This is a genomic window from Humibacillus xanthopallidus, from assembly GCF_006717145.1.
Lineage (GTDB): Bacteria > Actinomycetota > Actinomycetes > Actinomycetales > Dermatophilaceae > Humibacillus > Humibacillus xanthopallidus.
In genome coordinates this window covers 821,497-833,438 of record NZ_VFQF01000002.1, presented here as the reverse complement: position 1 = coordinate 833,438, position 11,942 = coordinate 821,497, and the positions used below count along the sequence as shown (strand labels likewise).

General features: G+C 73.1%; 12 protein-coding genes. 5 read left to right on the top strand and 7 right to left on the bottom strand.

What is annotated here, in order from left to right; translation table 11 throughout:
* Positions 1–19 precede the first annotated feature (19 nt).
* Genes FHX52_RS14620 through FHX52_RS14610 form a run of 3 tightly spaced genes read right to left on the bottom strand, consistent with a single transcriptional unit; the run spans position 20 to position 2,494 of the window.
* Positions 20–1,084: a glycosyltransferase family 4 protein gene (locus FHX52_RS14620; protein ID WP_185747299.1), complete on the bottom strand. Its 1,065-nt coding sequence runs from the start codon at positions 1,082–1,084 to the stop codon at positions 20–22.
* The gene (locus tag FHX52_RS14615) at positions 1,081–1,479 is read right to left on the bottom strand and encodes a 6-pyruvoyl trahydropterin synthase family protein (protein WP_141823072.1); all 399 of its coding nucleotides are present in this window, start codon (positions 1,477–1,479) and stop codon (positions 1,081–1,083) included. Before FHX52_RS14615 ends, FHX52_RS14620 begins: the two co-directional genes overlap by 4 nt.
* 22 nt (positions 1,480–1,501) lie before the next feature.
* Entirely contained in the window at positions 1,502–2,494 is a 993-nt protein-coding gene (locus FHX52_RS14610; protein ID WP_141823071.1) for a zinc-dependent alcohol dehydrogenase, read from the bottom strand.
* 85 nt (positions 2,495–2,579) lie between these two features.
* Here FHX52_RS14610 and FHX52_RS24140 point away from each other — a divergent pair, with 85 nt between their 5' ends.
* The 3 genes from FHX52_RS24140 (at position 2,580) to FHX52_RS14600 (ending at position 5,554) form a co-directional block, all read left to right on the top strand.
* Positions 2,580–3,374 carry a CDP-alcohol phosphatidyltransferase family protein gene (locus FHX52_RS24140; RefSeq protein WP_246069979.1) on the top strand — a complete coding sequence of 265 codons (795 nt, stop codon included), beginning with the start codon at positions 2,580–2,582 and terminating at the stop codon, positions 3,372–3,374.
* Positions 3,371–5,041, top strand: coding sequence for an alkaline phosphatase family protein (locus FHX52_RS14605; RefSeq protein WP_221630607.1), 1,671 nt, complete (start codon positions 3,371–3,373; stop codon positions 5,039–5,041). Before FHX52_RS24140 ends, FHX52_RS14605 begins: the two co-directional genes overlap by 4 nt.
* 123 nt (positions 5,042–5,164) lie before the next feature.
* Positions 5,165–5,554: a hypothetical protein gene (locus FHX52_RS14600; protein ID WP_246069978.1), complete on the top strand. Its 390-nt coding sequence runs from the start codon at positions 5,165–5,167 to the stop codon at positions 5,552–5,554.
* A 62-nt stretch (positions 5,555–5,616) separates the two neighbouring features.
* On the opposite strand, the gene FHX52_RS14595 is transcribed toward FHX52_RS14600, so the two are convergent.
* From FHX52_RS14595 to FHX52_RS14585, 3 genes are all read right to left on the bottom strand, one after another.
* Positions 5,617–6,507, bottom strand: a complete 891-nt coding sequence (locus tag FHX52_RS14595) for a hypothetical protein (protein ID WP_141823070.1) — start codon at positions 6,505–6,507, stop codon at positions 5,617–5,619.
* A gap of 59 nt (positions 6,508–6,566) precedes the next feature.
* Entirely contained in the window at positions 6,567–7,214 is a 648-nt protein-coding gene (locus FHX52_RS14590) for a hypothetical protein (protein ID WP_141823069.1), read from the bottom strand.
* Between the two features lie 140 nt (positions 7,215–7,354).
* Complete coding sequence (locus FHX52_RS14585) at positions 7,355–8,647, bottom strand: cation:proton antiporter domain-containing protein (protein WP_342777947.1); 1,293 nt, start codon at positions 8,645–8,647, stop codon at positions 7,355–7,357.
* 313 nt (positions 8,648–8,960) lie between these two features.
* On the opposite strand from FHX52_RS14585, the gene FHX52_RS14580 reads away from it, so the two are divergent.
* Together FHX52_RS14580 and FHX52_RS14575 are read left to right on the top strand one after the other, a co-directional pair.
* Positions 8,961–9,716, top strand: coding sequence for an ANTAR domain-containing protein (locus tag FHX52_RS14580; RefSeq protein WP_246069977.1), 756 nt, complete (start codon positions 8,961–8,963; stop codon positions 9,714–9,716).
* A 33-nt stretch (positions 9,717–9,749) separates the two neighbouring features.
* The gene (locus tag FHX52_RS14575) at positions 9,750–10,442 is read left to right on the top strand and encodes an alpha/beta hydrolase family protein (RefSeq protein ID WP_246069976.1); all 693 of its coding nucleotides are present in this window, start codon (positions 9,750–9,752) and stop codon (positions 10,440–10,442) included.
* Between the two features lie 458 nt (positions 10,443–10,900).
* Here the strand turns inward: FHX52_RS14575 and FHX52_RS14570 are convergent, their stop codons facing one another.
* Positions 10,901–11,707 (bottom strand): sigma-70 family RNA polymerase sigma factor, encoded by an 807-nt coding sequence (locus FHX52_RS14570; protein ID WP_185747298.1) that lies wholly within the window; start codon positions 11,705–11,707, stop codon positions 10,901–10,903.
* Positions 11,708–11,942: the final 235 nt, after the last annotated feature.

Sequence of the window (11,942 nt, the reverse complement as noted above, 5' to 3'; positions counted from 1 at the left end):
TTGGAGGGCGCCGCCTGGTTCAGCCACCGGGACCCTCGCCCATCACGTCGCCGAGCACGCGCAAGAGCCCCTCGGCCGTGCGGCCCCAACCCGTCAGCCGCCGGCGACGCTGCAGCGCGCGGTCACGCAGCCGCTCACGTAGGCCCTCGTCGCCGAGCCACGACCGCAGCGCGGCCGCGAGCGACTCTGGGTCGCCGGGTGGCACGAGGATCCCGGGAGGGCCGTCAGCCGTCTCACCGAGCGCCTCCGGCACCCCACCGACGGCGGTCGCGAACACGGGGACCCCTCGGGCCAGAGCCTCGGTCACGACCATCCCGTACGTCTCCGCGAGCGAGGGCAGCACGAGGAGGTCGGCGGCGGCATACGCCTGCTCGAGAGCAGGCCCGGTTAGCGGGCCCACGAGCCGCACCCGGTCGGCCAACCCGGCCGAAGCGAGCCGGTCACGCACCTCCAGGACGTGGCGCGGGTCGATCGTCAGCGCCCCGGCCACGACGCACCTCCACGGCAGGTCGCCGACGAGGGCCAGTGCCGAGACGAGGTCGAGGTGGCCCTTGGCCGGCGTCACCGCCGCGACGCAGAGCAGCTCGCCGCCACTCGTCGTGCCGGGCGACACCGGCGCCTCGTCGACGCCCGGCGCGACGACGTGCACCGCCGCAGGGTCCAGCCCGTAGAGGTCGAGGAGCAGACCTCTGGTCCAGCCACTCGTCGTCACGACCGCACGGGCTGCCCCGAGCACGCGGCGCTCACCCGGGGCAGCCTCCGGGTCGGCCGAGCCCAGTGCCAGATGAACGACGACGACGACCCGCAGCCGGCTCGCCTCGGGCGCGAGAACACCGTCGGCACAGGAGGCGACGAGCCCGTCGACGAGCAGCACGCCGCCGGAAGGCACCCCGGCCACGACGGTGGCCAGCCCTGCGTGCGCCGCAGCATCCGGTCGCGGCCACGCTCCGGCAACCGGGTGCTCGTGCACCGCCCAGCCAAGGGCAGCCAGCTCGTCCAGCACCCGCCGGTCATACGTGTTGCCACCGCTCGGCCGGGTGGGGTCGTCGATCTCCTCTGGCACGACGACGTGGACGTCGGTCACAGGTCGCACTCGTAGGTCGCCCACGCGACGTGCGACTCGTGCAGCCGCACGGCGAGGCCGGTCACCTGGCCCGCGGCGCCCCCGAGGTCACCGGCACGCACGCGCTCGGCGACCCTCTCGGAGATCGTGCGGGCCAGCACCTCCGTCGTCGTGTTCGTGCCCGCGAAGGCCGGCTCGTCGTCGAGGTTGCGATAGCTGAGCTCGCCGACCACCTGACGCACCTGCTCCGTCGCGAGACCGATGTCGACGAGGATACCGTCACTGTCGAGCTCGGGCCCGCGAAAGGTCACGTCGACGACGAACGTCGCGCCGTGCAGCCGCTGCGCCGGCCCGAAGACCTCACCGGTGAAGCTGTGGGCGATCATCATGTGGTCACGGACCGTCACGCTGAACATCGGGGGCTCCGCTCGGTCGGGGTCAGTAGACGATGGTGTGGCAGATGGCCGGCAGGGAGCCGTCGACGAGCCGCGGCAGCACCGCCGGGAGCTCCTCGAAGGCCGACTCCCCCGTCAGCAGGGCGTCGAACGCCGGGTCGCGCAGGAGCTCGACGGCCAGCGCCAGCCGCTGCGCGTGCGTGTAGCGCGAGCGCCGCACTGCCGCAACGGAACCGACCTGGCTGGCACGGATCCCGAGACGCCTCGAGTGGAACGACCCGCCGAGAGCCAGCTCGACGCGCGAGTCGCCGTACCAGCTGAGCTCGAGCACCCTCCCCTCGTCCGCGAGCAGGTCGAGCGAGAGCTGCAGGCCGTCGCCCGTGGCGCTCGTGTGCACGACGAGATCGTGGCCCCCGAGGCCACCAGAGCCATCGCCCAGCAGCTCGCCCGGCAGCGCGAAGCCCACTCCGAGCCGACCCGCGACGTCGGCCCGCGTCGGGTCGAGGTCGACGAGCGTGACGGTGACGCCCGGCACCCGCGAGAGCAGCCGCGCGACGCAGCACCCGACCATGCCCGCCCCGACGACGGCGACGCGGTCACCGATGAGCGGCGGCGCGTCCCAGAGCGCGTTGACGGCTGTCTCGACGGTGCCCGCGAGCACCGCGCGACGCGCAGGCACCTCGTCGGGGACGACGGTCACCGCCTCGGCCGGCACGACGTAGGCCGTCTGGTGCGGGTGGAGGCAGAACACCGTCCGCCCCAGAAGCTCGGGCGGGCCCTCCTCGACGACGCCGACACCGAGGTAGCCGTACTTCACCGGCGCCGGGAAGTCGCCCTCCTGGTGGGGAGCCCGCATCACGGCATACTGGCTCGCCGGGACGGCGCCGCGGAAGACGAGCGCCTCCGTGCCCCTGCTGACGCCAGAGTAGAGGGCGCGCACGCGCACCTCGCCCGGCCCCGGAGCGGGCAGCCTGACGTCGCGGATCTCACCCCTGCCGGGCTCGACCACCCAGAACGCCCGCGCGTCGGTGGACACGTGACCACACTAGAGCGGTCGGTGAACTCCGTCAGGGGCCTCGTCGTCCTCTGGTGCAAAGCCCCTTTCGGTGAGGTGGAGGCGCGTGGCAACGGTGACCGCTCGAGTGACACCCGCCGGACCGCTCGTCGGGCTCGCAGCGGTGGTGGGCCTGCTCGCGATGTTGGACCGTCTCGTCGGGCTCGGCCCGCGCGGCTGGGGTGTCGGGCTCGCGTGCGGCGCCGCGCTGGCAGCGCTGCTCTCCCGCGGCCTCATCCGTGCGTCGCGCCGCTTCCTCGGGCCCGCCGACCGGGTGACCCTGGCGCGCGCGGTGCTCGTCTGTGCGGTGGCCGCCCTCACCGCCGACGCCGCCGTGTCAGCGGCGGCCCCGGTGGGCCTGCTCGTGGCCCTCTCGTCGGTGGCGCTCGCCCTCGACGCCGTCGACGGAGCGGTGGCGCGCCACACGGGCACCGTGACCTCCCTCGGCGCGCGCTTCGACATGGAGACCGACGCCTTCCTCATCCTCGTGCTGAGCCTGCACGTCTCGCGCGACCTCGGCTGGTGGGTCCTCGCCATCGGGCTGGCCCGCTACGCCCTGCTTCTCGTGGGGGTCGCCGCGCGGTGGGCGCCCTGGCTCCAGGGGCAGGTGGCGCCGCGACGGTGGCGCAAGGTCGTGGCGGCCTACCAGGGCATCGTCCTCACGGTGGCCAGCGCACAGGTGCTTCCGTCCGCTGTCGCTGCGGCCGCCGTCGGCGCCGGGTTCGGCCTGCTGCTCGTGTCGTTCGGCACGGAGGTCGTCACGCTCCGACAGCAGTCCGCAGGCGCCCGAGGCCGCACCACGACGGGGTATGCCGTCCCGGCCGCGCCGCTCGACGATGCTGTCCCACAGGGCGCACCGTGACGACGCCCGCTCCCGAGGGCGGCAAGGCGCGGCGAGCGGCCGGCTACCTCGTCACCGGTTTGGCTCTCCTGCTCCTCTGGGTCGCCTTCGTGGCACCGCGGCCGGTGCTGGGCTGGTCGCCGACTCCCCTGGCCCTGCTGCGGATCCCGGCCGAGGGCATCCTCATCGTCGCCGCACTCCTCGTGCTGCGCGGCAGGGCTCGACGCTGGCTCGAGGTCGTCGTGGGGGTGCTCCTCGCCACCCTGCTGCTCGTGCGGCTCCTCGACGCGGGCTTCCTCACGACGCTCTACCGGCCGTTCAACCCGATCACCGACTGGCGCTACGTCGGGTCGGCGAAGGACCTCGTGGGCGACTCGGTCGGGCCGTTCGCCGCCCTCCTCGCTGTCGTCGGCGCTGCCCTCCTCGGCGTCGGCCTGCTCGTCGTCATGCCGCTCGCCCTGCGCCGGCTGGGCCGGCTCGTCGACCGCCACCGCACCGGCGCACTGCGCTCGGTCGTCGGTGCGGCGATCGTCTGGGTCGCGTGCCTCTCCCTCGGCGTCGGAGCGACGAGCGACCTCCCGGTGGCGTCGGCGAGCACCGCCGGGCTCGCCGTCCACGAGGCCACGACCGTGCGCGACGGCCTGCACGACCGTGCGGTCTTCGCCGAGCAGATCCCCGTCGACCCGTTGCGCGACACGCCGCCCGCAGACCTCCTGACGGCCCTGCGGGGCAAGGACGTCGTCATCGTCTTCGTCGAGAGCTACGGCAAGGTGGCCGTGACGCAGAGCCCGGACGTCTCGGCCGCGCTCAGCGTGGGCACGAAAGACCTTGCCGGCGCGGGCTACTCCATGCGGAGCGCCTGGCTCACCTCACCCACCTTCGGCGGCGTGAGCTGGCTCGCGCACTCGACGCTGCAGTCGGGGCTCTGGGTCGACAGCCAGCAGCGCTACGACCAGCTCCTCGACGCCGAGCCTCATGGCACGAAGCGGCTCACCCTCGCCCGCGCCTTCGCCGAGGCCGGGTGGCACACGGTCGACGTCATCCCGGCAAACCGCCGCGACTGGCCCGAGGGGATCGCCTTCTACGGCTACGACCACGTCTACGACGCCCGCACCCTCGGCTACTCCGGCCCCGGCTTCGGCTACGGGCCGATGCCCGACCAGTACACCCTGTCGGCCTTCGACCGGCTCGAGCTCGCTCGGCCGGCACAGGGCAGCCGACGGCCGGTCATGGCCGAGATCGACCTCGTCTCGAGCCACGTGCCGTGGGCGCCCCTGCCGCGGCTCGTCGACTGGTCGGCGGTCGGCAATGGCTCCGTCTTCGACGCCCAGGCCGGCAGGGCGACGCCGCGCGACGTCGTCTGGAGCAGCCCGGCCGGCGTCCGTACCGCCTACGGGCAGACGATCGCCTACTCGATCGACAGCGTCGTGTCCTTCCTGCGCCACACCCACGACGACAACCTCGTCGTCGTCATGCTCGGCGACCATCAGCCGATCAGCCTCGTCTCCGGCGACAACGCGAGCCACGACGTGCCCGTGGCCGTCATCGCACGCGATCCGTCGGTGCTCGAGCGCATCCACTCCTGGGGCTGGCAGACCGGGCTGCGACCGGGGATCGGGGCGCCGGTGTGGCCGATGGACCGCTTCCGCAACAGGTTCCTCACGGCATACGGCCCCCAGGGTGGGTGAGCGGGCGAAGCGCGCGATGGCGGTGAACCCTCGGCAACGCTCGCGCGTCTTCTCACCTGAGGAGTCCAACACCGCGACGCCATCCGGACGTCGCGGCGCGACCCGGAGGACAGGAGCGGCCCGATGAGACTCCGAATCGTGGGTGCGGTGGCGCTGGTCGTCTCCGCAGCCGTCCATCTCTACCTGTGGTTCGACGGCGTGCGGCACCAGAGCGTCGGCCCGATGTTCCTCGTCAACGTCGTCGCGGGGGTCGTCATCGCCGTCCTCCTGCTGCGCTGGGAGCACTGGGTGCCAGCCTTCCTCACCCTGGGCTTCGGCCTGGCGACCCTCGGCGCCTTCACCATCGCCTCGACCGTGGGGCTGCTCGGCGTGCACACCGTGTGGGCCGGAGGCTCCGTGTGGACGGCGGCCGCTGCCGAGGTCGTGTGCATTGTCGTCGGCGCCGCCCTGCTCGTGCAGGGGCGCGCCAGCCTGCCGGGGATGGCGCACCAGCACAGCCGCCACGCCGCGTAGCACGTCGCCTGGGACCGCTCGGCACCCCTCGACGGTGCCGCGACGATGCCGGCCCGTCGTCCTCAGCGACGTCGATCGAGACGAGGCGCCCACCTGTGCAACAGGAGCAGCGCCAGGACGAGGCTCGTCACCTCGGCGACCTTCGTGACAGCCGCTGCGAGGTCGACGGGTTCACCGTGCCCGATGACGAGCCCCGCTGCCCCACCGTCGTGCCCGTGGCCGCCGCCGGCGAGCGGGAGGCCGACGAGCACGGCATACGCCCAGATGGCGAGCAGCGCGACGTCGACGGCCACGAGCACCGAGAGCGCCCTCTCGCTGTGGTGCCGCACGATGATCGCGGCCAGCCCGAGCTGGAGCACGCCTGCACCGAGGAAGCCGAGCCCGAGCAGGGTCGACTCGGCGAGGTGCTCGGGCGTCAGCACGAGGTGCATCCAGGCGGCGACGAAGGTCACCGCGGCAAGACCCACGCGCAGGGCTGTCGCGCGGTCCATGGCCCGAGCCGGGAGCGGAGCGAGGACGGCCGCGGCCACCAGCGCGACGCCCCCGGCGGCCATGACGAGCGGCCCGACACCCTGGGTCGGCGTCGCCAGCGCGGCGCTCGGACCGGGATCGGCCACGTAGGTCGAGATCCGGCCGGCGCTGCGGAGCGCGCCCACCACGACGACGACCGCGCACAGGGCTGCGAGCGGCCGCAAGATCCGTGAGCCGCCGTGGCGGTCAGCGACCATCAGGAGTGCAGCCGATGCCAGCGCGAGACCGCTGAGGTCACCGCCGTCGAGGCGGAAGCCGCGGACCGCCTCGAGCCCGTTGAAGAGGGTCAGCCACGGCAGGGCGGCACCGAGCCCGACGAGGAGCAGCCCGACGGCTGCGAGCAGGACGGCGGCACGCGAACGACCGTCGAGAGCGGAGCCGGGCGCCTGTGGGGCGGCATGCGGGAGGACGTGAGAGGTCATGAGGAGCTCCTTGGTCGACCACGGGAGGAGCGGCCCGCGGGCCGCTCCTCCGGGTCGGGTCAGTGACCGACGACGTTGAAGAAGAGGTAGAGGTTCGTCGGGATCGGCCCGACCACACCGCTGTCGGGCGTGTTGATGAGGGCCTTCATCGTGGCCTCGGACATGCCCGCCGCCAGCCGGCTCCACGCCGCCTGGTTGGTGACCGCGACGATCTTGACGTCCCACCAGCCACCGGCGTCACCGTCGAGGATGTGGCTGTGCGCGGGAAGGGGCACCGACGCGACGGCGTCGGGGCTGGCACCGAGGGCCCCGGCAATCCGGGACAGGTCGATGTCGAGCGGGTGGTTCGGGCAGCTCGCCACGGCGCACATCGGCGCCGGGCTGGGGTTGGCGAAGAGCGGCACGAGGACGTAGAGCACCGAGCGGTCGGCGTTGGCCACGGGTCCGACGTTCGAGTCGGTGCCGACCTCGCACCCGCTCGGTGTCGAGGCGGCAACGCTGGTGTCGCAGAAGAAGTTCTGCGGGTACTGCACCGACACGGTCCTCCCGTCCGACCAGGCCGGGGTCGTGGCACCCGCGACGGGCTTCGTCGTCGAGCCGGACGCGTAGGCCACGCCGGCCACGCCTGCCAGCGCCAGCACGAGGCCGGCCATGACAGAGGTCAGCGCACGCCACACGGGCGGGCGACCTCGTCGAGATGGGGTCATCAGAGTCTCCTTGAACCAGCGGCCCGTCAGCAGGGAGGCCCCGACCCCCACCCCGCGCAGTCGACCGCGACACTGCGACGGAAGCCACAGTGGTTCGGAGCCGCCGCCGACACCGATTGGCCGACACCGATGGGCCCGCGTCAGAGTGCGGTGCGGCGCCTCTCGAGGTATCCCATGACCGGCGTGGCGAGCACGCCGTGCACGACGACCGAGACGACGATGGCGAAGGCGACGGTCGACCAGAGCCACCGCTCCTCCGGGAAGTGCTCGTGCCCGGCGGCATACGCCAGGTAGTAGAGCGAGCCGACACCGCGCACGCCGAAGAACGCCGCGGCGAGCGCCTCTTTGCGCGCGAGCCCACCCGGCAGGTCGGGCGAGCGCGGGCGCAGCCGGAGACTGAGGACCCCGGCAGCGGGGCGGATGAGGAAGACCAGCGCGAGGGCGACGAGGACACCGCGCCAGTCGAGGGCGCCGAGCAGCCCGTTGGTGACGCCCATGCCGAGCAGCAGCAGGATGATGAGCGTCAGGAGGCGCTCGAGGCGCTGGACCACGTCGTGCATCGAGCGGTGGTACTCATGGCCCCGCTCGGCGGCGCGCAGGGTGAGCCCGCACGCGAAGACCCCGAGGAAGCCGTAGCCGTGCGCCACCTGGACGAGGCCGTAGGCCATGACGAGGGCTGCGATCGCGAGCAACGGCTCCCCCTGCTCCGCGAGGCGCAACGTCGGCCGCTTCGAGCGGAAGGCGACCCGCCCGAGCGCCGCCCCGAGCGCCGCGCCGAGCACGACCGCGATGACGACCTTGCCGACGAGGTCCCAGGCGAGCCATCCCACCCACGACCCGAACGACGTGGCGGTGCCGGCTGCGATGAGCAGCGACGCCCCCACGAAGGGGAACGCGAGACCGTCGTTGAGGCCGGCCTCCGACGTGAGGGCGAAGCGCACGTCGTCCTCCTCGTCCACCGCCTCGGCCGCCTCCTCGTCGACACCGCCCTCGGCCGGGGCAGCGGCTTCCGAGGCCGCACCCTCGCCCTCGCCCTCGGCCTTGGGCTCGGCCGGCCCCACGTGCGGACCGCCGACCTGCACGTCGCCGGCGAGCACCGGGTCGGTGGGCGCGAGCGCGGCGCCGAGCAGCAGCGCTGCCGCGGGTGCGAGCCCGAGACCCCAGCCGAGCAGGGCCACGCCGGCGATGGTGATGGGCATGCCGATCGCGAGCAGCCGCCACGTCGGTGACCAGCGCGCCCAGCTCGCGCGGTCGCGCAGCCGCAGCGGGCGGTCGATCGCGAGACCCACGCCCATGAGCGCGACGAGCACGGCGAGCTCCGTGATCCGCTCGATCTGTGGGCCGATCGCGAGCGGGTCGAGGTCGAGCCCCTGTGGCATGGGCAGCAGGCCCACCACGACGCCGACGACGAGCAGCACCATGGCGGCCGACACGGCATACCGCTCGAGGACCCCCGGGAGGACCGCCGCGAGCAGGAGCGCGATGCCGAGCAGGAGGTAGATGAGGTCGATCGACAGGGTGGGTCCTTCCAGAGGGGTGCCGGGTGCACCTACCCAGCGCGGGCCGGGCCGTCACGACGGGCGCGGTGGCAGCACCGGCTCGCGCCGCCCCGAGGTGCCGGCCACCGCCGGCGCCCACGGAGCCCACCTCGAAGCCCCTGGAAGCCCCTGAAAGCCCCGTTGCGGCACCGTCGCTATTGTCCGAGCCCAAGACTATGGTCTGGCAGGGACGGCGAAAGGGGTGCTCGTGGCGAGCGACGACGACACGACGACGGACGACCTCGGCCGGGTGGCTGAGAGGTTCCGCGACATCGGCGACCACCTGCGCAAGATGACCCATCGCGACCCCCTCGAGGCGGTCGCCCGGATGGCCGTCGAGCTCATCGACCGCGCCGAGTGGGCCAGCATCACGCGCCTGGCCGACGGCGAGTTCACGACCGTTGCGCTCACCGACGACATGGCGTGCGAGGCCGACGCGATCCAGTACTCCGTGGGCTCGGGCCCGTGCCTCGACGCGATCATCGACGACGCCGTCTACCGACCGAGCGACCTGAGCCACTGCGAGAAGTGGCCCGAGTTCGGCCGGCGGGTCTCCCGCGAGCTCGGCGTCGAGAGCATGCTGTCCTACCGCCTGCTCAAGGAGACCGACGACGAGTCCATCCACGGCCTCAACATCTACTCGCGGGGCCGTGCGGCGTTCGACGACGACGACGTGCTCGTCGGTCTCATGATCGCCACCCACGGCGCCCTCGCGGCCCAGTCGGTCGTCGACGCACGCAAGATCGACAACCTCCAGCAGGCCCTCGTCAGCAACCGCGAGATCGGCACCGCCATGGGAGTGCTCATGACCCGCCACCACGTCACCCGCGACCAGGCCTTCGACCTGCTGCGCATGGCGAGCCAGAACTCCAACCGCAAACTGCGCGACGTCGCCCTCGACGTCGCCGAGACCGGTGAGCTGCCACTGCCGGCGGTCCGCAGGGGAGAGCGCCGAGAGGCCTGAGCTGCCGGTCCGGCGATCGGGTAAGGCCCGCACGTGAGCGAACTGCGACCCCGCCTCGTCGACACCCACGTGCCCGACCGGCCGCGGGGAGTCGTCCTCGTCCTCCACGGAGGGGCCGCGCGCCGCGAGCGGACGCCGGTGAGCGCCGCCCAGCTGTCGGTCCTGCGCATGGTGCCCGTGGCCGCCCGCGTGGCCCGAACCGCGCCGACCCTCGTCGTGCAGCGCCTGCTCAACACCTCGCGAGGCTGGGGCTCCCGCCCCACCCCCGTCGACGACGTGCGGTGGGCACTGGCCGAGGTGGCCGAGCGCTTCGGGGCCGACCTTCCCGTATGCCTCGTGGGCCACTCCCTCGGTGGGCGGGCTGCCCTGCTGGCGGGCTCCCACCCGGCCGTGCGCACCGTCGTCGCGCTCGCACCGTGGCTCTATCCGAGCGACGGAGCAGCAGACCTGTCCGGACGCGACGTGCTCTTCGTGCACGGCGACCGCGACCGCATCGCCCGACCCGACATCGCCGTGCAGGTGGCGCGGCAGCTCGCGGCGCGGGCCCGGGTGGCTCACGTCACCGTCGTCGGCGGGACGCACTCGATGCTGCGCCACGTCGCGACGTTCGACGGCCTCGCGGCCGACTACGCCGCTGCGAGCCTGCTCGGGACGGCCGGCTCCGGGCTCGTGGGCCGGGCTCTCGCGGGCGAGAGGTGGCTCAGCACGGAGCAGGCGCCCCGCTGACCGATCTGTGCCTCCCGGGCAGGGCCCGGGACAATTCGCCCGGGGCAGCGATGACTCCGATGGCGCCGGGTGGGTAGGCCACAGGTGAGGCGCCGTCCGGCTCCAACAGCGTGGGTCGGGCGGTGTCGCCTCCCCCATCGAAAGAGCACTCCGTCGGCACGCCCCCCCCGCGGACCCGTCCCAAGAACCAATCGAAAGAGCACTCCGTCGGCCCCTCGGCAGTCGACTGCGCAGCCCGTCGCATGGCGAAGTGCGCTCGATCAGTGGTGAGCGACGAAGTGCTCTCTCGATTGGTGATTGGGGGCGACGAATTGCTCTCTCGATTGGTGGTGGGCGACGGAGTGCTCTCTCGATCGGCGTGGGTGGGTCGCCGCCATGCGGGCCCGGGCCCGGGGCCCGGGCAGCCTCCCCTCCTCAATCGAAAGAGCACTCCGTCGGATCGCCGTTCGCGAGAGCCCTCAGGAGGCGTGCTCGAGCGAACGCTCGGCGGCGGTCGCGTCGTCGGCCAGCGCGACGCGCAGGTCGGCCACGAGACGGCGCAGCGCCCGCGAGACCTGCATCTGGCTGATCCCCAGGCGCACCCCGATCTCGCGCTGGGTCAGCTCGTCGACGTAACGCAGGGCGAGCAGCTGCCGCTCCTGAGCATCGAGCCCCGAGAGGGCCGCGCCCAGGCACACCCGGTCGTCGACCCGGGCCAGCGACTCGTCGACGTCACCGAGCAGGAAGGCGACCGAGCCGGACTCGTCGTCGGTCGTGCCCGCGTCGAGCGAGGTCGGGTGGAAGCTGCTGGCGGCCGCCACGGCCTCCTTGACCGAGGCCCGACTCACCCCGAGCGCCCGCGCGACCTCGGCGTCGCTCGGGCTGTGGCCGCACTCCTGCTCCAGCCGGTTGCGACACGACTGCACCTGCACCCGCATCTCCTGCAGACGCCGAGGCGGGCGCACCATCCACCCGCGGTCGCGGAAGTGCCGCTTGAGCTCGCCCGAGATCGTCGGCACCGCGAAAGCCGCGAACGACGGGCCCTGGCCCGGCACGTAGCGGTCGATCGCCTTGACGAGCGCCAGGCGGGCGACCTGCTCGAGGTCGTCGTGCTCGATGCCGCGCCCGTCATAGCGCGAGGCCATAGACCCGCAGAGGTCGAGGTAGAGCAGGACGAGCCGCTCGAGCACCACGGCCCGGGCCCGCCCGTCCGGGGCGTCCGCGAGCGCGGCGAACAGCCGGGCCGTCTCGGCGTCGCGCTCGGCGTGGAGGCCCGCGGTTGCCATCTCGGCTGCTGAGGGCGATGCCTCCGACGTGGTGGCGGGGCCGGTGGTCTGGGGGGTTGCAGTCGCAACCGCACGCACTGGTGCCATGACTCATCTCCGATGATCGGTGACGGAGTCGGCACTGTGGTTGAACCGCTCAGACCTTCGACCCTGCCACGGGGTCCGGGATGACGCAAGAGCCGCCATCGAGGGTTGGGACCCTCCGAGGTGAGAGAGCACCGGCACGACCGGCACC

Bases quoted from the DNA above. Each gene is read 5' to 3' on its own strand.
- FHX52_RS14615 (WP_141823072.1), bottom strand. From the start codon at position 1,479: ATGTTCAGCGTGACGGTCCGTGACCACATGATGATCGCCCACAGCTTC.
- FHX52_RS14600 (WP_246069978.1), top strand. From the start codon at position 5,165: ATGAGACTCCGAATCGTGGGTGCGGTGGCGCTGGTCGTCTCCGCAGCC.
- FHX52_RS14595 (WP_141823070.1), bottom strand. From the start codon at position 6,507: ATGACCTCTCACGTCCTCCCGCATGCCGCCCCACAGGCGCCCGGCTCC.
- FHX52_RS14590 (WP_141823069.1), bottom strand. From the start codon at position 7,214: ATGACCCCATCTCGACGAGGTCGCCCGCCCGTGTGGCGTGCGCTGACC.
- FHX52_RS14570 (WP_185747298.1), bottom strand. From the start codon at position 11,707: ATGGCAACCGCGGGCCTCCACGCCGAGCGCGACGCCGAGACGGCCCGG.